The sequence below is a fragment of the Bacteroides caecigallinarum genome, from assembly GCF_021531075.1.
Lineage (GTDB): Bacteria > Bacteroidota > Bacteroidia > Bacteroidales > Bacteroidaceae > Phocaeicola > Phocaeicola caecigallinarum_B.
Map to the genome: position 1 here is coordinate 67,113 of NZ_JADYTJ010000010.1, position 17,152 is coordinate 84,264.

A 17,152-nucleotide genomic window follows, 5' to 3' on the forward strand; every position below is an offset into this window, starting at 1 on the left:
TGGCCGCGTAGCTCAACTGAATAGAGTAGCTGACTACGGATCAGCCGGTTACAGGTTTGAATCCTGTCGCGGTCACATTTAAATGCAATGGCGCCTTCGTCTAGCGGTCTAGGACGCGGCCCTCTCACGGCTGAAACACGGGTTCGAGTCCCGTAGGCGCTACCAAGGAAGGAAGTTTGGGTGAGTGGCTGAAACCAGCAGTTTGCTAAACTGCCGAACGGGTAACCGTTCCGGGGGTTCGAATCCCCCAGCTTCCGCAACTACTTATTAAATTAGAAAGGCTGAAACTGATAAATCCCGTAAAATCAACATTTTACGGGATTTTTTATTTAAAAACGGTTGTTAATGAATTAAGTATAATTTGCTACAATTTTGCTACAGAAAAATTATATAAGTGTCAAACCTGATTTTAGAGGGCAAAGTATTGCAGCGGCGGGTATAATTAAATAAATTATTTATCTTTGCAGCCGTTTTTTAATCATGATAATATTGCAATGAATAAATTAAACGGACTGCTATATGGTATAATTTCATCTGCATCGTTTGGATTGATACCGCTTTTTGCCATTCCTGCCATGCAGCATGGTATGGATTTTATGAATGTCATTTCGTATAGGTTTCTTTTTGCCACAATAGCACTGGCTGTTCTTCTGAAAATCAGGAAGGTTCCTTTCTGTATAGAAAAATCGGATTTGCCAACGCTCTTGCTGCTATCATTTTTTTATCTGATTTCTTCTGTATTCCTGTTATGGGGATATAAGTTCATGCCGTCGGGTGTGGCTACCACAATACATTTCATGTATCCTGTGATAACGACTCTAGTCATGATGCTTTTCTTCCACGAAAAGAATTCACTGTTTCATACTTTGGCTATTCTGATGGCAATAGGAGGGGTTTATGCACTTTCGTATTCCGATTCGCAAGGCGAAACTAATATATTGGGAGTGATTATTGTGTTGATATCGGCAGTGGGCTATGCCTTGTATCTTGTTACGGTTGGTCAGCGCAAGAATCAAAGCCTGAAAGGACTGAAACTCACTTTTTATGTGTTCCTTTTCAGTACGGTGATATTGCTTGCCGGAATGTTGTCAACCGGAAGTTTGCATTTTATACCGGATGTAACTACTGCAGGTAACTTGCTGTTGCTTGCCATAATACCGACTATCGTGTCGAATCTGACATTGATTGAGGCTATAAAGTACATTGGGGCCACCCAGACATCAGTATTGGGGGCTATGGAGCCGGTAACGGCGGTAATTGTGGGTATAGCGATTTTTGGCGAGGCTTTCACTTTTACTATTGCAGTCGGTATAATACTTATAATTTCGGCTGTGACTATTATAATATTAAAAAGGTAATAAAAATAAAACTCTAACATCGAATTGATTATGAAGAAACTACTTTGTCCGCAATGTAAGATATCGTCTATGTATGTTAAGAACTCCAGTGGAGAACGCCGATTAGTATATGTGGATGAAAATCACAATGTCGTGCCTAAGTATCCTGAAGAGAGTCTTGAAGGTTTTGACTTGAGCGAGGTTTATTGTCTGGGATGTTCCTGGCATGGGTCTCCTAAAAGGCTAACTGGTAAATATTAATGAAAATATTGCACAAAAGTCGCTTTTTTGTGTAATATCTGTCGTTTTTTTATCCCTTTTCAACAAGTTTTCCTTATCTTTGCAATTCAATAATTTAAATAATAATGAATTGAATATTATGGAGAAAGTTATCATTAATTCTTATGAAGAATTTGAAAAATTGGTAGGAAAGCAAATTGGTGTTTCTGAATGGCTTGAAGTTCCGCAGGAACGTATCAATTTGTTTGCCGACGCTACTTTGGATCATCAGTGGATACATGTTGATGTGGAAAAAGCAAAGGTGGAGAGTCCATATAAAAGTACAATAGTTCACGGATATCTTACATTGTCATTGTTGCCTTATCTTTGGAATCAGATTATCGAAGTTAACAATCTCAAGATGATGGTAAACTACGGAATGGACAAGATGAAATTCGGTCAGGCGGTTCTTTCCGGTCAGAGTGTAAGACTGGTTGCTGATTTGCAGTCGCTTGTAAACCTTCGTGGAGTTGCCAAGGCAGAAATAAAATTCTCTATAGAAATTAAGGATCAGAAGAAGAAAGCTCTTGAAGGAGTGGCTACATTCCTTTATTATTTCAATTAATAAGTCATAAATTAAGGGTTAAACAGTTCGGTGTCGGACTATTTAACCCTTTGTTTTTTTATGTTTTCAGGTCTGTTACATTTGTTGGTAGTTCTTTGCCAGACCTCCTTCACTCGTTTCCTTGTATAGCGACGGTAGGTCATGACCTGTCTGTTTCATTACTTCAACTACTTTGTCGAACGAAACACGGTGATGTCCGTCTGTGAATGCCGAATAAATATTGGCATCGAGTGCTCTTGCCGCTGCATAGGCATTTCTTTCGATACATGGTATCTGTACGAGTCCGCAAACAGGGTCGCAAGTCATTCCCAGGTGATGTTCAAGTCCCATCTCGGCAGAATATTCAATCTGTGCAGGACTTCCACCGAACAGCTGGCTTGCAGCTGCCGAAGCCATAGAACATGCCACACCGACTTCAGCCTGGCATCCTGCTTCTGCACCGGAAATTGAAGCATTGTGTTTTACAATGTTTCCCACCAGACCGGCTGTGGCAAGTGCACGCAATATCCTTGCATCACTGAAATAGCGGCTTTCCTGCAAATGTTTTAGCACTGCCGGAACTACTCCGCATGAGCCACATGTGGGGGCTGTTACTATTTTCCCTCCTGATGCATTTTCCTCGCTCACTGCAAGTGCGTATGCAAATACCAGTCCGCGTGAACGTAAGGAGTCTTTGTAGCCTTTTGCGCGTATATAGTATGATGATGCTTTTCTTGGCAGGTTTAGCGGACCGGGAAGAACTCCTTCGGCGTCAAGTCCTCTATGTATTGCTGCTTTCATGGTTTCCCATACTTCGGCCAGATAATCCCATATTTCAGGTCCTTCGCATTGTTCTACATATTCCCAGTAGCTTTTGCCTGTATTTTTACACCATGCCAGTATTTCGCTCATGCTTTTCATGTCGTAAATGTCTTTCGAAACATTTCTGGCTTTGCCTTCTTCTGCCAAGGCTCCTCCGCCCACACTGAATACTGTCCATTCGTCTGTAACTTGCTTGTTGGCGTTCAATGCCTTGAATGTCATACCGTTAGGGTGAAAGGGAAGGAATACGTGCGATTTCCAGATTATTTCCACCGGTGCATGTGGTTGCAGTGTGTCGAGTATTGCCACATCTGTCATGTGTCCTTTGCCTGTTGCAGCCAGACTTCCATACAGTATTACCTGAAATGATGTGGCTTCCGGATGTCTTTCAAGGAACATCTCGGCAGCCTTGCGAGGTCCCATTGTGTGACTGCTTGAGGGACCTGTACCTATTCTGTATAGCTCTTTTATTGATTTCATTTATGTTGTTGTCTTGTTTGCTATGTTGTCAAATGTTTACTACTGTTATTCCGGCACCACCGAACTGTACATGCTCGTCGTGGAAGCTTGATACTCCCGGTACTGTAGCCAGATATTGTCTTATCAGCGTACGTAGTATACCGGAACCTGTGCCATGAAGGATTCTCACATTTTTGGCTCCCACCAGGATAGCATCGTCTATAAAGTACGTCACAGCCTGTATTGCTTCATCGCCTCGCATGCCTCTTACGTCTATTTCGTGTTTGAAGTTAAGCTTTTTATCGTACATGCTGCTTTGTGTAGCACTGCTTACGAAACTTGCCTTTGCAGGAGATGTGGCAGATGGTTTAGGTGCATCCGCATGTTCCAGGCGTTCTGTCTTGACGTTGGTCTTCATCAGCCCGAACATCACTACAGCATTCTTGCCATTTATTTCCATCACCTGACCTGTACTGGTCTGACCCTTTATGCGTACATAGTCGCCGGCATTGATAGGTTTTACTTTAGGGATGACAGGTGTGTTCGGTTCATTTGCCTTCTTTTCTTTCTTTTCCTTGCGGCGTTCCTGCTTTTCCCTCAGTTTTTCCATCTTTTGGACAATCTTCTCTTCCATAGCGGCCTTTTCAAGTTCTTCCACTTCGCGTCTGAAGTCGGTAAGTTCCTGCCTTGCCATGCGCGTACGTTCTTTCTCGGCCTGTGCTTCCTTGATGGTACGTATGGTGTTTTCTATGCGTGCATTCGATTCCTGTAGGATTTTCTCTGCTTCTTCCTTGGCTTTTTTCAGTATTTCCTTTCTGCTCTTTGCCAGTTCTTCCATTTCCTTTTCGTAACGGGCAATGGTATCTTCCATCTGCTTTTCGCGCTTGCGTATGTTCTGGCGTTTTGTTTCCCAGTAGCGCTTGTCGCGTACGATGTCCTGCAGATACTTGTCACTCTGGATGTATTCGCTGCCAACTATTTCCGATGCATCGGCTATTACGTCTTCCGGAAGTCCTATTTTGCGTGCTATTTCCACAGCAAACGAGCTTCCCGGATTTCCTATCTGCAACTGAAACAGTGCCCTCATTTCGTGGCGGTCGTACAGCATCGCGCCATTTATCACTCCTTCGTTATTCTCGGCAAAATGTTTCAGGTTCTGATAATGGGTGGTTATTACTCCGAAAGTTTTCTTGTTGTTGAAACGTTTCAGTACGGCTTCTGCTATGGCACCACCTATCTGTGGTTCTGTTCCGCCACCAAACTCGTCTATGAGGATGATACTGCTGCCATTGCAGTATTTCATCATATTCTTCATGTTTGTCAGGTGCGATGAATATGTACTAAGGTCATCCTCAATACTCTGTTCGTCGCCTATGTCGATGAATATGCTGCTGAATATACCTGCATGACTGCGTTCGTTCATCGGAACGGGTATTCCGCACTGTAGCATATATTGCAATAGTCCCACTGTTTTCAGACACACGGATTTACCACCGGCATTAGGTCCGGAGATTAGCAATATTCTGTCTTTGCTGTTTAGTGCAATCTCCAGCGGTACTACTTTCTTATTATGCTTTTCCAGATTTATTCTTAGCAGCGGATGTACCGCATCGAACCAGTCTATCGTCCTGCTATTCTCCATTGCAGGCTTTGTGGCCTTGATATCTATACTGAACAAAGCTTTGGCTCTGATGAAATCGATTTTTGCCAGGAATTCGTATGACACCATTATGGCAGGGACGTGCGGACGTATCTCTTTTGAAAATTCAGTAAGGATTCTGATTATTTCCCTTCTTTCTTCGCCTTCCAGTTCTCTGATTCTGTTATTGGCTTCCACCACCTCGGCTGGTTCTATGAAGACTGTTTTTCCTGTAGCCGATTCGTCATGTACTATACCTCTGATTTTTCGTTTCATTCCCGGTGCCACAGGTATTACGAGTCGTCCGTCGCGTACGGTAGGGGTTACGTCCTTGTCCACATATCCTTCAGACTGTGCCTGTCTGAGGATAGAGTTGAGGCTGCGCGATATGCTTCCGGCTGTAGATGCCAGTTCGCGGCGTATGTTGAGCAATTCGGGCGATGCGTTGTCCTTTATCTTGCCGAATTTGTCGAGGATATTGTTGATTTTTGCAGTAAGCTGTGGGAAAACCATGATGTCTTCAGCCAGTATCCTGAGGTTAGGATAGTGGCTGTTGGTGTAATTGCCTTCATCGTCGGTTTCGTCATCCTTCTGAAGGAAGAGTATTATCTCTCTGATAGTTTCCAGCGAGCGTCGCAGGTCGAACAGTTCCGCTTCGTTCATGTACATACCTTCTATTCTGATTTTCTTTAATGAAGGGCGTACGTCGAAGAAGTTCTGACTTGGAAATTCATTTTCACCCTGTATAATCTGCATGAACTCTGTTACCTGGTCCAGCAAGGAATTTACATTATCGAAATCGTCGGAGAAACTTATTTCGTCCACTTTTTCGTGTCCCAAGGTGCATAGACATTTATTCTTTATAAGTGTGCGTATCTGGTCGAATCCTATTTTCTGCTCAAAATTCAGAGGATAAATCATGTCTGTATGTTGTATTTTATGCTGTTTTAAATTCTCGGCAAAGGTACTACAATGCGACTGCATTTCAAAAAAAGAAAACAATAATTTGATACCGTTGTTCAGTTGTATTAATCTTGAAACACTATTATTATAGAGCATAAAATAAGAAACGACATGGTATAATTTTTTATCAACTGTCAATATATTATAATGTATATGTATAATGCTTCTACATCATCTTGCAATTTTTAATTGAATTGACTATCTTTGCGCTCCGAAGGATATGGGTATAAAAAGATGAAACTAAAGAAAAATATAGAAATAGAAAAAGGGCCGGATGGATATATCTTAGGGGGAGAAGATATGGAGGCATCCGAATACGATATGCTAACCCCGTTGAGCGATGAAGCTGCATATCTGATTCAGGCTATTGGTCAGGAAGAGTTTGATGAAGATACTCTGGCCACTATGTTGTGCAGCGAGTTTGGTATGGACTATACGCGTGCTCTCGAGGAGGCTCTTGTTTTGATGAATCACTGGCAGGATATAGGGATAATTCGCTGGTAATTTACCACATTTTATGATAAGATTAAATAAAAAAATATTGGGTAGTGCGTTTACCACGCTCTCATGGATGTATAGGCAGACATCAGGATATAAAGTCCCGGTGTCTGCCTCTGTGTTATTAGGGGTGGTAAGGATTGCTGCATCTTTGTCTTTCATATGGATTAGTAAGGAAATGATAGACATGGCGGTGAAGACTGATACCAGTTTGATGAAATATGTCATATTGTTGATTGCAGCCCTTTCTGTAGAAATGCTGTGTTCAGTATTGCAGGGATATATAAATGTGAAGACCGAGGCTGAAATCCGTAATTCATTGCGTAGCAGGATTTTTATAAAAGCATTGAACGCCAGATGGAACGGAAAGGAAAAATGGCATACCGGAGATGTGGTAAATCGTCTGGAAGAAGATGTCAGGGTAATAGCCGATACGTTGTGTCATTTGGTTCCCGGCACATTGGTTACTTTTGTACAGTTGGCTGCCGCATTTGTTTTCCTATGGACTATGAATCCTGGGTTGGCATGGGTGATACTATGCATCCTTCCTGTTTTTCTAATCGTGGCGGCATTAATGGCACGACGGATAAAGAAACTTACTTCAGATATACGTAAGTCCGACTCTCAGGTACAGTCCGTGCTGCAGGAATCACTTCAGAAACGTATTGTGATAATAGCACTGAACAGGGTGGAGTACGTGATGAAACGTCTTGTCGGAGCACAGGATGTTCTGATGAAAAAAGTTATGAAGAGAAACAAGTTCACCGTGTCATCGCGTGCGTCCGTAATGGCCGGTTTCGGTGCAGGTTATCTCACGGCATTCATATGGGGAGTACACAGCATGCAGGACGGAGTTGTGACATTCGGTATGCTGTCCGCTTTTTTGCAGCTTGTTGGTCAGATTCAGCGACCCACAGCCGATATGAGCCGTCGTCTGCCGGCTATGATACATTCTATGGCATCGGCCGAGAGACTTATGGAGGTATACACTGCCGAACAGGAAGAAGATGACTCTTTGACAGATAATTCTCCTGTATTCAAACCGGATGGCATAATGCTTGAAAATGTTACATTTGGTTATCCTGATGGAAACAGGAAAATCTTCTGTAATTTTACATATGATTTCCGCCCTGGAACTTCTACAGCCATTATGGGTGAAACCGGTGCCGGTAAAAGCACTATGATGAGGCTTATGCTGGGGCTGCTTAAACCGGAAAGCGGTAGAGTGATTCTATATGCCCAGGATGGTGCAAATGCCGATGCTTCGGCACGTTTCAGAAACGGAATAATATACGTTCCACAAGGAAACAGTCTGCTCAGTACCACAATACGCGAGAATCTGACAGGTGGAAACAAAAATATATCTGATGATGAAATCAGGAATTCTCTTTATATGGCTGCAGCAGAGTTTGTTTATGATTTGCAGAGCGGACTGGACACAATGTGTGGCGAAGGTGGAGAAGGACTGAGCGAAGGACAGGCACAGCGTATTGCAATAGCCAGAGCCTTGCTTTGTGAGGGAAAGATAATGCTTTTGGATGAGTTTACATCTGCTCTGGATGCCGAAACGGAACAAAAACTTATGGACAGGCTGACAGAAAACTACATCGGCAAGACCCTTGTGTTTATAACCCATCGCAAGGAAATTGCTGACAGATGTGAAAATGTGGTATATGTAAAGAAGATCTGATTATGAAGAAACTGGTATTGCCAAATGAAATATTAATGGGAGAGGTTGAAAGACTCCTTTCGCAGGGTACAACCGTTACTATAATGACAAAAGGTAACAGTATGCTGCCGTTTATCGTAGGCGAGAGAGACAGTGTAATACTTAAGCCTTATGGAGAACCTTGTGTGGGAGACATTGCCTTGGCACATCTTGACAATGGTGCGTATGTGCTTCATCGCATAATTGGTATTTCAGATTCGGGAATGATTACACTGATGGGCGATGGTAATATCCGTGGAACGGAATATTGTCATGCAAGCAAGCTATGTGGAAAGGCTATAACAGTTATAAGGAAGGGGAGGAAATGTAATCCCGACTCAAAATCATGGATTTTTATGTTCAGGCTATGGAGAAAAATGCTGCCATTGAGGCGCTACATCCTGGCTGTTTACAGACGATTATTAATAAAAATAATATAAGAGAATGGATAAACAGAATTCATATATAGTTGGCGGACACAGGTTTTACATGAGTATGCCTGTAGAGTCTGTGTTATGGAACGGAGTGGATAATTACAAACCGTTTATTGAAACAGAGGACACTATAGAGGGTGACAGAGTAGATACATTGGATAGCTGTGTGTTTTCGCTTTATGTGGATACAGTATCGGCAGGAACAGAATTGATGGAAAGTTCCAAGGTCCTGGCTGAGTTTGACGATGATACAGCCTTCATATCAGTTATGACAGGCGGTAAAGGTGAAAGAATCTTCCAGATATCCTTGAATCGCGAAATGAGGGATAGAGGAGGTCTTCTCGTTATAGGTGAAGATTATCGTAACTGTAAGCTCTATGCCGGAGCGTGCAATGGTGGCGGACATGGACACTTTGTTCTAAATAATGCATTGATGTTGCTTTATGCGTTGTTCACTGCTACAAGGAATACCCTTCTCATACATGCGTCTGTTGCAGTGGCCGATGGCAAAGGATATGTGTTCCTGGGAAAGAGCGGAACAGGAAAAAGTACACATACCAGGCTGTGGCTCAACAATATCCCCGGTGCATGGCTCCTTAATGATGATAATCCGGTGGTCAAGATAGAAGACGACGGCAATGTTATGGTATATGGTTCGCCGTGGAGTGGCAAAACTCCTTGCTATCGTAATGAAAAAGCACCTCTGGGAGCAGTTGTCAGACTGAGTCAGGCTCCACACAATTCCATCAGACGATTGACAGGAATTCAGGCATATGCAGCGCTGGCACCGTCGGCGTCGTCCATGAAGTGGGACAGAGTGATGGCTGACGGACTTCACAATACATTGTCCGGTATTATTCAATCTGTAGGGATATTCCATCTTGAATGTCTTCCGGATGCAGATGCCGCACATTTATGTCACGATACAGTGAAATGATAATTTTATGTGATAATATTTAAAACAATAATATATATGAGAATAAAGAAAGGATTTGTACTGCGTGAATTGGCAGGCGAAAAGATTATTTCCGGCGAGGGACTGGAACAGATAGATTTCAATAAAATAGTTACACTTAACAGTTCGGCTGCCTATATTTGGGAACATATCTCAAACAGGGAGTTTGATCTTGAAACAATAGTAGATTTACTTTTGGAACGTTATGATATAGAACGTAGTGTTGCTTTGAAAGACTCACGAAGTCTGCTTGACAATTGGAAATCTATAGGCTTGGTAGAAGAGTAATAAATTTCTTCCTACCTGAATGTATATGCATGTATCTCACTTATAGATGAGGTACATGCATTTTTTTGCAATATATATTTAATATTTAAGTATATATTTGCGCTAGAAGTTATTTTTTCAGCATAAAAATCGTACTCTAACGTTTATTTATGCAAAAAAGCAGTAAATTTGTCGCCGGATAGAGTTTTAATTGAAATGCAAGAAAGGGTAAAAAATATTATTGAGATTTCCCATGTCTCAAAATACTTCGATGATAAGGTAGCTCTTGACGATATCAACCTTTACATACGCAAGGGTGAGTTTGTAACTATATTGGGACCTTCGGGTTGTGGTAAGACAACGTTGCTTCGTTTGCTGGCAGGTTTCCAGACAGCATCGGAAGGCGTGATAACAATTAATGGTAAAGAGATTACCCAGACACCTCCACACAAACGTCCCGTCAACACAGTATTCCAGAAATATGCTTTATTTCCTCATCTTAACGTTTACGACAATATAGCGTTCGGTCTGAAACTGAAAAAGATGCCTAAGGATGAAATCATGCGCAAGGTGAAGAACGCCCTGAAGATGGTGAGCATGAGCGATTATGAGTATCGCGATGTAAACTCTCTTTCCGGCGGTCAGCAGCAGCGTGTGGCCATAGCCCGTGCTATTGTGAACGAGCCTGACGTTCTACTTCTTGACGAGCCGTTGGCAGCACTGGACCTCAAGATGCGTAAGGATATGCAGATGGAACTGAAGGAAATGCATAAACGTTTGGGCATCACATTTGTGTATGTGACACACGATCAGGAAGAGGCTCTGACACTGAGCGACACCATCGTAGTGATGAGCGAAGGAAGAATTCAGCAGATAGGAACTCCTACTGATATATACAATGAACCAGTCAACTCATTTGTAGCCGACTTCATTGGCGAAAGTAACATTCTTAACGGAGTTATGATACACGACCGCCTTGTAAGTTTTGCCGGTGTAGAGGCTGAATGTGTGGACGAAGGATTTGGCGACAATGTACCGGTTGATGTGGTCATACGTCCGGAGGACCTTTACATATTCCATGTAAACGATTCCGCACAGTTCCGCGGTAAGGTTACATCATGTATCTTCAAGGGAGTGCATTACGAAATGGTTGTAGTGGCAAACGGATTTGAATTCATTGTCCAGGACTATCATCATTTTGAAGTAGGTTCGGAAGTTGGGCTGTTGGTTAAGCCTTACGATATACATATAATGAAGAAAGAAAGGGTATGCAACACATTCGAAGGAAAAATCATCGACGAAACTCATGTTGAGTTCCTTGGTTGTGAGTTTGAGTGCAGTAAGGAAGCTACTTCGGGCATGGATGCCGGTACTGAGGTGCTGGTGGAAGTCCCTTTCGACGGAATAGTGCTTGACGACAATCAGGAGGACGGAACTCTTACGGGAAGCATAAGTTTCATCCTTTATAAAGGTAATCACTATCACATCACAGTAGATTCCGATTGGGACGAACCGGTTTATGTTGATACAAACGATATTTGGGACAAGGGAGATAATGTGGGTATCAGTATTCCGTCTGAATACATATCCATACGCAGAAAAAATTAATAACTAACTATAAAAGGAAACGAGGTGAAACTAAGTAACATTCGTATTTTTCTTACTTCGCGTAAGAGTTGGACACTGCCGTACATCATATTTTCGGCATTCTTTGTAGTCCTTCCGCTTATATTGATTGTGGTATTTGCGTTTACTGACGAGAGGGGGGATTTCACTTTTGCCAACTTCAGTAAGTTCATGTCTCATCCTGAGGCTGTGAATACATTTATCTATTCCATAGGTATAGCCATAATAAATACCCTTATATGTATCCTGCTGGGTTATCCGGCTGCGTATATTCTGAGCAGACTCAAATCGGGATATTCACAGATAGTAGTGATGCTTTTCATCCTTCCTATGTGGGTAAACATTCTGATACGAACTCTTGCCACAGTGGCACTGTTCGATTTCTTCCGTGTACCTCTAGGTGAGGGAGCATTGATTTTCGGTATGGTATATAACTATATTCCGTTTATGATTTACCCCATCTATAATACACTGGTCAAGATGGACCGCAGTTATATTGAGGCAGCACAGGATCTTGGCGCTACTCCTTTTCAGGTTTTCACAAAGACAGTGCTTCCGCTCTCCATGCCGGGAGTTGCAAGTGGCATTCTCATGGTGTTCATGCCTACCATTTCTACTTTTGCAATAGCCGAACTGCTTACAATGAACAATATAAAACTGTTTGGTACAACAATCCAGGAGAACATCAACAATAGTATGTGGAACTACGGTGCTGCACTTTCGCTCATTATGCTGTTCCTTATAGGTGCTGCCACTCTTTTTGCTTCTGACGATAATCAGGAGAAGGAAGGAGGCGCGATATGGTAAACATGATAAAGAAAGTCCTCTGTCATGGCTATCTGTGGCTGTTACTTCTGATGCTTTATTCTCCTATCATCATAATAATGATATACTCCTTTACGGAAGCTAAAGTGCTAGGTAACTGGACCGGTTTTTCAACAAAACTATACGAAAACCTCTTTGTGCATGGCACTCACCACTCTTTGGTGAATGCTCTATGGAATACAGTTACCATAGCCTTGATAACTGCTGTCGTATCTACTCTGCTCGGAACTATTACGGCTATTGGTATGTACAATATGCGTGCACGTCAGCGTAAGGCTGTGTCTTTCATCAACAATATACCTATATTGAACGGCGATATAATCATGGGTGTGTCTCTGTTCCTGCTTTTCGTTTCGTTGGGAATACATCAGGGATACGGCACAGTGCTCATGGCTCATATAGCTTTCTGTACACCGTACGTAGTGCTTAGTGTGTTGCCACGTCTCAAACAGATGAATCCAAACCTTTACGAGGCTGCACTAGACCTGGGAGCAACTCCAGGACAGGCATTGAGGAAAGTTATCATCCCTGAAATTCTGCCAGGAATGATAGCCGGTTTTATGCTTGCAGTAACAATTTCAATTGACGATTTTGCTGTAACAATATTTACCATAGGAAACGAAGGGCTTGAAACTCTTTCTACATACATATATTCGGATGCAAGAAAGGGCGGACTTACACCGGAGCTTCGTCCGTTGTCAACTATTATATTCCTTATCGTGCTGTTTATGCTTATAATGATAAACCGCCGTGCAGGGAAAAAGAACGCAAAATAACGATAATAGATTATGAACAGACTTTATACAATATTTCTGACACTGCTCGCAGCAATATTCCTTACGGGATGCTATAACAGTGAGGATCGCGAAAAGGTCTTGAAGATTTACAACTGGGGCGATTATATCGACGAGGAAGTGTTGGCGGCTTTTCCGGAGTGGTATAAGGAGCAGACAGGAGAGGAGATAAGCATTGTATATCAGACATTCGATATAAATGAGATAATGCTTACCAAGATAGAACGTGGTAAGGAAGACTTCGATGTGGTATGCCCATCGGAATATATTATTGAGCGAATGCTTGTTAAAGACCTTCTTCTACCCATAGATACGGCTTTCGGCAAAACGCCAAATTACATACACAATATATCTCCGTATGTACGCGGCGAGATGGATAAACTTGGACTTCCAGGCCGTCCTACATCAAAATATGCGGTGGCATACATGTGGGGTACAGCGGGAATACTTTACAATAAGAAATATGTAACAGCCGAAGAGGCATCTACATGGCATTCTTTATGGGACAGCAAGTTCCGCAACAAGCTGTTGATGAAAGACAGCTATCGTGATGCATACGGAACGGCTGTGATATATGCCAACCGTGAAGCTTTGGCAAAAGGCGATATAAAAGTTGATGATTTGATGAACAACTATTCACCTGAAGCCATAGCCACTGCTGAAAAATACCTGAAGGACTTGAAACCGAACATTGCAGGATGGGAGGCTGATTTCGGTAAGGAAATGATGACCAAAAGCAAGGCATATCTGAATATGACATGGAGCGGTGATGCTGTGTGGGCGATAGAGGAAGCCGAAGCGATAGGAGTGGAGCTGGGATATGAAGTCCCTAAAGAAGGAAGTAACGTATGGTTCGACGGATGGGTGATACCGAGATATGCACGCAACAGGAAGGCCGCAAGCTATTTCATAAACTATCTTTGCCGTCCCGATGTGGCATTGGCAAATATGGAAACCATAGGTTATGTCAGTGCAGTAGCCACGCCTGAGATTCTTGAGGAAAAGATTGATACCACTCTTGAAACTTATTCCAATCTGGCTTATTTTTTCGGTCCTGAAGCAAGACATATACAGATAGACCCTATACAGTATCCCGACAGTGCGGTAGTGGCTCGCTGTGCTATTATACGCGATTCGGGGGAGAGGACACAGGCTGTTCTGGATATGTGGTCGCACGTAAAGGGAGATAATCTTGGAGGAGGTCTTGTGATATTTATTCTTCTTACATTGTTGGTGCTTGTTATCTATGTTTCGTATAAAAAGATTGAGAAATATAGGAACAGACGCAATCAGAACAGAAGAAAAAGAAGAATCAAACGTCATCATATTCGTTGATAATTTTTTATATAAAACTAAAAAGGCTATATTCCAATCCTTAACCATAGGATATGAAATATAGCCTTTATTATTTATTTCTCTAATTTATTATTTTGCGAAGCTTACGGCACGTGTTTCTCTTATCACGGTAATCTTAACCTGACCCGGATAAGTCATTTCGTCCTGAATCTTCTTGGCGATTTCTGTTGACAGGCTTTCTGTCTGCTTGTCGTCAATCTTGTCTGCACCAACGATTACGCGCAATTCGCGTCCGGCCTGGATAGCGTATGTCTTGGTAACACCTGGATAAGACATTGCAAGCTGTTCAAGGTCGTTCAGACGTTTGATGTAAGCTTCAACTATTTCGCGGCGGGCACCAGGACGTGCACCGGAGATAGCATCGCACACCTGTACGATAGGAGCCAGCAAACTGTTCATTTCCACTTCGTCGTGGTGGGCACCGATAGCATTGCAGATATCAGGTTTTTCCTTGTATTTCTCAGCCAGTTTCATACCGAGCAATGCGTGTGGCAATTCAGGTTCTTCATCAGGCACTTTACCTATATCGTGAAGCAAGCCGGCACGTTTAGCTTTCTTAGGGTTCAGTCCAAGTTCGGAAGCCATTACTGCACAGAGGTTGGCAGTTTCGCGTGCGTGCTGCAACAGGTTCTGTCCGTATGATGAACGGTATTTCATCTTACCGATGATACGGATAAGTTCAGGATGCAGACCGTGGATACCAAGGTCGATAGTAGTGCGTTTACCTGTTTCGATGATTTCTTCTTCTACCTGCTTGCGTACCTTGGCAACAACTTCTTCGATACGTGCCGGGTGGATACGTCCGTCAGTAACCAGCTGATGAAGTGCAAGACGGGCGATTTCGCGGCGAACAGGGTCGAAAGCAGAAAGTACGATAGCCTCAGGAGTATCGTCAACTACTATTTCCACTCCGGTAGCAGCTTCGAGGGCACGTATGTTACGTCCTTCACGTCCGATGATACGTCCTTTGATTTCGTCTGATTCGATATGGAATACAGTTACAGAGTTTTCGATTGCGGTTTCAGTAGCCACTCTCTGTATAGACTGTATCACTATACGCTTAGCTTCGCGGTTGGCTGTAAGTTTAGCATCGTCCATAATGTCGTTTATATAAGACTGAGCCTGAGTCTTTGCTTCATCTTTTAGCGATTCTATCAGTCTTTCCTTTGCGTCTTCTGCCGATAGACCTGAAATAGCCTCAAGCTTTTCGCGTTCCTGCGATTGCAGGTGGTCAAGTTCCTCTTTCTTCTTCTCGATTATTACCAGCTGAGCGTCTAGATTTTCCTTGATGGCTTCAGTTTCGTTGCGTTTGCGCTGAAGTTCTTCGTTCTTCTGGTTTATTACCATTTCGCGCTGTTTCAACTTGTTTTCTGCCTGCTGGATTTTCTGGTTGCGTGCAGCCACCTCTTTTTCAAGGTCGGCTTTCTTGTTCAGAAACTTCTCCTTAACTTCCAGGAGTTTGTTTTTCTTGATAACTTCGGCTTCTGTTTCAGCCTCTTTAATGATATTCTCATATTTCGATTTCAGACCGTATCTGAAAAAGCTATATGAAAGAGCTCCTCCTACCAGGAAGGCTACAACTGTTAATATTACTGTTGTCAACATCTATAATTTAATTTTAAATATAAATAAAAACGCACAAGCTTCAGGGTATTTCCTGTAAACTTGTGCGTGGATTTCCTTACTTGTTTCCTAAACAACTACTTCGATGCACTATCCTTTATGTAACCATCCAACAGGTCTTCCAGTTGTTTTATTTTTTCTGTATATGGTGATGTATCTACTGAATCTTTAATTTTGGCGTTTTCATATGCCAGTTCCAGTGCCACCATAGTCCAGTGTTTCATGGTTCCGAGATTCGGATATAGACTGCGGTATTTGTTCAGTTTATTGTCAATCATCTTGGCAGCTTCACGGTAGAATATTTCCTCTTCACGACTAATCACCAATGGATACCGTTCTCTGTCAATCTGCAAGTGTATTTTCAGCTTGTCGTCCATATATTAATGTTTCACTGTCTTTTCTTTCCGTTTATTTGTTCAGCAAAGCAATACATTTATCGACCTCACGCACCAGCCTCGTAAGTCTTTGTTTTGTGTCTCTTATTTCATTGTCATTGACACTTATCATACGGGCCATTTTCAGGTTTGTATATCTGGTTTCAAGTTCCTTAATCTTACTTAACAGAGCCTGTATTTCAGAATCTTTATCGGCTATGGATTGCTTTAACAGAGCATTTTCCTTTTTCTCTTCATTGTATAAAAATAGGATATGCCTTAGCTTTCCTTCAAAACTGTTTAGTAGATTTTTATCCTCTTCTGTCATCTATACTACCTAATTTCTATGACAAATATAGCATATAACTTCGAAATATGAAAATTTTTTTCTCATTTTGTATATTTATTTTGTTATTCGGTTTGTTCTGATAATGGAATGTACCATAAATCTTAAAGTTTTAAAACCTTTTGCAAAAGCTTTTCAAACAGTTTTAAATTTTGCTTTAGATGCCTGTTATATATTGAAATTCCCATGAGATAAAAAAATCACGCCAAAGAGAATGTAAATAGTCAAGCTGAAGTTACCTTTGTATAGTGTAACCCTAAATGTATCAGTTATGGCAGAAGTGACATTCCCTCAGTTGATACA

The 17,152-nt window shown here is 42.1% G+C and carries 17 protein-coding genes and 3 tRNA genes; 15 read left to right on the forward strand and 5 right to left on the reverse strand.

Going from position 1 to position 17,152, the window contains the following annotated elements:
• The first annotated feature begins 1 nt into the window (after nt 1).
• The 6 genes from I6E11_RS04755 to I6E11_RS04780 all read left to right on the forward strand — a co-directional run bounded on the left by I6E11_RS04755 (nt 2) and on the right by I6E11_RS04780 (nt 2,181).
• Nucleotides 2–75, forward strand: a tRNA-Arg gene (locus tag I6E11_RS04755).
• A 14-nt stretch (nt 76–89) separates the two neighbouring features.
• Nucleotides 90–165 (forward strand) — tRNA-Glu (locus tag I6E11_RS04760).
• A gap of 5 nt (nt 166–170) precedes the next feature.
• Nucleotides 171–257: transfer RNA gene (locus I6E11_RS04765), tRNA-Ser, on the forward strand.
• Between the two features lie 237 nt (nt 258–494).
• Nucleotides 495–1,358: a DMT family transporter gene (locus I6E11_RS04770; protein ID WP_235336688.1), complete on the forward strand. Its 864-nt coding sequence runs from the start codon at nt 495–497 to the stop codon at nt 1,356–1,358.
• Nucleotides 1,359–1,388: 30 nt separating this feature from the next.
• A complete protein-coding gene (locus tag I6E11_RS04775; RefSeq protein WP_235336689.1) occupies nt 1,389–1,598 on the forward strand; it encodes a hypothetical protein in 210 nt (69 codons plus the stop codon).
• A 118-nt stretch (nt 1,599–1,716) separates the two neighbouring features.
• A complete protein-coding gene (locus I6E11_RS04780; RefSeq protein ID WP_235336690.1) occupies nt 1,717–2,181 on the forward strand; it encodes a MaoC family dehydratase in 465 nt (154 codons plus the stop codon).
• A gap of 75 nt (nt 2,182–2,256) precedes the next feature.
• On the opposite strand, the gene I6E11_RS04785 is transcribed toward I6E11_RS04780, so the two are convergent.
• On the reverse strand, nt 2,257–3,462 hold the full coding sequence (locus tag I6E11_RS04785; RefSeq protein ID WP_235336691.1) for an L-serine ammonia-lyase: 1,206 nt from the start codon (nt 3,460–3,462) through the stop codon (nt 2,257–2,259).
• A 28-nt stretch (nt 3,463–3,490) separates the two neighbouring features.
• Nucleotides 3,491–6,001: an endonuclease MutS2 gene (locus tag I6E11_RS04790; RefSeq protein WP_235336692.1), complete on the reverse strand. Its 2,511-nt coding sequence runs from the start codon at nt 5,999–6,001 to the stop codon at nt 3,491–3,493.
• 276 nt (nt 6,002–6,277) lie between these two features.
• Here I6E11_RS04790 and I6E11_RS04795 point away from each other — a divergent pair, with 276 nt between their 5' ends.
• The 9 genes from I6E11_RS04795 to I6E11_RS04835 all read left to right on the forward strand — a co-directional run bounded on the left by I6E11_RS04795 (nt 6,278) and on the right by I6E11_RS04835 (nt 14,485).
• Complete coding sequence (locus I6E11_RS04795; protein ID WP_235336694.1) at nt 6,278–6,547, forward strand: hypothetical protein; 270 nt, start codon at nt 6,278–6,280, stop codon at nt 6,545–6,547.
• A 13-nt stretch (nt 6,548–6,560) separates the two neighbouring features.
• Complete coding sequence (locus tag I6E11_RS04800) at nt 6,561–8,231, forward strand: ABC transporter ATP-binding protein (RefSeq protein ID WP_235336695.1); 1,671 nt, start codon at nt 6,561–6,563, stop codon at nt 8,229–8,231.
• 2 nt (nt 8,232–8,233) lie between these two features.
• Complete coding sequence (locus I6E11_RS04805; protein ID WP_235336696.1) at nt 8,234–8,689, forward strand: S24/S26 family peptidase; 456 nt, start codon at nt 8,234–8,236, stop codon at nt 8,687–8,689.
• A gap of 4 nt (nt 8,690–8,693) precedes the next feature.
• Entirely contained in the window at nt 8,694–9,620 is a 927-nt protein-coding gene (locus I6E11_RS04810) for a hypothetical protein (protein ID WP_235336697.1), read from the forward strand.
• 36 nt (nt 9,621–9,656) lie between these two features.
• Nucleotides 9,657–9,926, forward strand: coding sequence for a PqqD family protein (locus I6E11_RS04815; RefSeq protein ID WP_235336698.1), 270 nt, complete (start codon nt 9,657–9,659; stop codon nt 9,924–9,926).
• Nucleotides 9,927–10,121: 195 nt separating this feature from the next.
• Nucleotides 10,122–11,513 (forward strand): ABC transporter ATP-binding protein, encoded by a 1,392-nt coding sequence (locus I6E11_RS04820; protein ID WP_235336699.1) that lies wholly within the window; start codon nt 10,122–10,124, stop codon nt 11,511–11,513.
• 24 nt (nt 11,514–11,537) lie between these two features.
• Nucleotides 11,538–12,338, forward strand: coding sequence for an ABC transporter permease (locus I6E11_RS04825; protein ID WP_235336700.1), 801 nt, complete (start codon nt 11,538–11,540; stop codon nt 12,336–12,338).
• A 2-nt stretch (nt 12,339–12,340) separates the two neighbouring features.
• On the forward strand, nt 12,341–13,132 hold the full coding sequence (locus I6E11_RS04830) for an ABC transporter permease (protein ID WP_235336720.1): 792 nt from the start codon (nt 12,341–12,343) through the stop codon (nt 13,130–13,132).
• Between the two features lie 12 nt (nt 13,133–13,144).
• On the forward strand, nt 13,145–14,485 hold the full coding sequence (locus tag I6E11_RS04835) for an ABC transporter substrate-binding protein (RefSeq protein ID WP_235336701.1): 1,341 nt from the start codon (nt 13,145–13,147) through the stop codon (nt 14,483–14,485).
• A gap of 90 nt (nt 14,486–14,575) precedes the next feature.
• Here I6E11_RS04835 and rny read toward each other — a convergent pair whose 3' ends face one another.
• The 3 genes from rny to I6E11_RS04850 all read right to left on the reverse strand — a co-directional run bounded on the left by rny (nt 14,576) and on the right by I6E11_RS04850 (nt 16,831).
• Nucleotides 14,576–16,111 carry a ribonuclease Y gene (gene rny, locus I6E11_RS04840; protein WP_235336702.1) on the reverse strand — a complete coding sequence of 512 codons (1,536 nt, stop codon included), beginning with the start codon at nt 16,109–16,111 and terminating at the stop codon, nt 14,576–14,578.
• Nucleotides 16,112–16,206: 95 nt separating this feature from the next.
• Complete coding sequence (locus I6E11_RS04845) at nt 16,207–16,506, reverse strand: cell division protein ZapA (RefSeq protein ID WP_235336703.1); 300 nt, start codon at nt 16,504–16,506, stop codon at nt 16,207–16,209.
• Between the two features lie 31 nt (nt 16,507–16,537).
• Nucleotides 16,538–16,831: a coiled-coil domain-containing protein gene (locus I6E11_RS04850; RefSeq protein ID WP_235336705.1), complete on the reverse strand. Its 294-nt coding sequence runs from the start codon at nt 16,829–16,831 to the stop codon at nt 16,538–16,540.
• Nucleotides 16,832–17,152: the final 321 nt, after the last annotated feature.

What these genes read in the sequence shown, in the direction of transcription:
- I6E11_RS04770 (WP_235336688.1), top strand. Translation starts at nt 495, where the DNA reads ATGAATAAATTAAACGGACTGCTATATGGTATAATTTCATCTGCATCG.
- I6E11_RS04775 (WP_235336689.1), top strand. Translation starts at nt 1,389, where the DNA reads ATGAAGAAACTACTTTGTCCGCAATGTAAGATATCGTCTATGTATGTT.
- I6E11_RS04780 (WP_235336690.1), top strand. Translation starts at nt 1,717, where the DNA reads ATGGAGAAAGTTATCATTAATTCTTATGAAGAATTTGAAAAATTGGTA.
- I6E11_RS04785 (WP_235336691.1), bottom strand. Translation starts at nt 3,462, where the DNA reads ATGAAATCAATAAAAGAGCTATACAGAATAGGTACAGGTCCCTCAAGC.
- I6E11_RS04790 (WP_235336692.1), bottom strand. Translation starts at nt 6,001, where the DNA reads ATGATTTATCCTCTGAATTTTGAGCAGAAAATAGGATTCGACCAGATA.
- I6E11_RS04795 (WP_235336694.1), top strand. Translation starts at nt 6,278, where the DNA reads ATGAAACTAAAGAAAAATATAGAAATAGAAAAAGGGCCGGATGGATAT.
- I6E11_RS04800 (WP_235336695.1), top strand. Translation starts at nt 6,561, where the DNA reads ATGATAAGATTAAATAAAAAAATATTGGGTAGTGCGTTTACCACGCTC.
- I6E11_RS04805 (WP_235336696.1), top strand. Translation starts at nt 8,234, where the DNA reads ATGAAGAAACTGGTATTGCCAAATGAAATATTAATGGGAGAGGTTGAA.
- I6E11_RS04810 (WP_235336697.1), top strand. Translation starts at nt 8,694, where the DNA reads ATGGATAAACAGAATTCATATATAGTTGGCGGACACAGGTTTTACATG.
- I6E11_RS04815 (WP_235336698.1), top strand. Translation starts at nt 9,657, where the DNA reads ATGAGAATAAAGAAAGGATTTGTACTGCGTGAATTGGCAGGCGAAAAG.
- I6E11_RS04820 (WP_235336699.1), top strand. Translation starts at nt 10,122, where the DNA reads ATGCAAGAAAGGGTAAAAAATATTATTGAGATTTCCCATGTCTCAAAA.
- I6E11_RS04830 (WP_235336720.1), top strand. Translation starts at nt 12,341, where the DNA reads ATGATAAAGAAAGTCCTCTGTCATGGCTATCTGTGGCTGTTACTTCTG.
- I6E11_RS04835 (WP_235336701.1), top strand. Translation starts at nt 13,145, where the DNA reads ATGAACAGACTTTATACAATATTTCTGACACTGCTCGCAGCAATATTC.
- rny (WP_235336702.1), bottom strand. Translation starts at nt 16,111, where the DNA reads ATGTTGACAACAGTAATATTAACAGTTGTAGCCTTCCTGGTAGGAGGA.
- I6E11_RS04845 (WP_235336703.1), bottom strand. Translation starts at nt 16,506, where the DNA reads ATGGACGACAAGCTGAAAATACACTTGCAGATTGACAGAGAACGGTAT.
- I6E11_RS04850 (WP_235336705.1), bottom strand. Translation starts at nt 16,831, where the DNA reads ATGACAGAAGAGGATAAAAATCTACTAAACAGTTTTGAAGGAAAGCTA.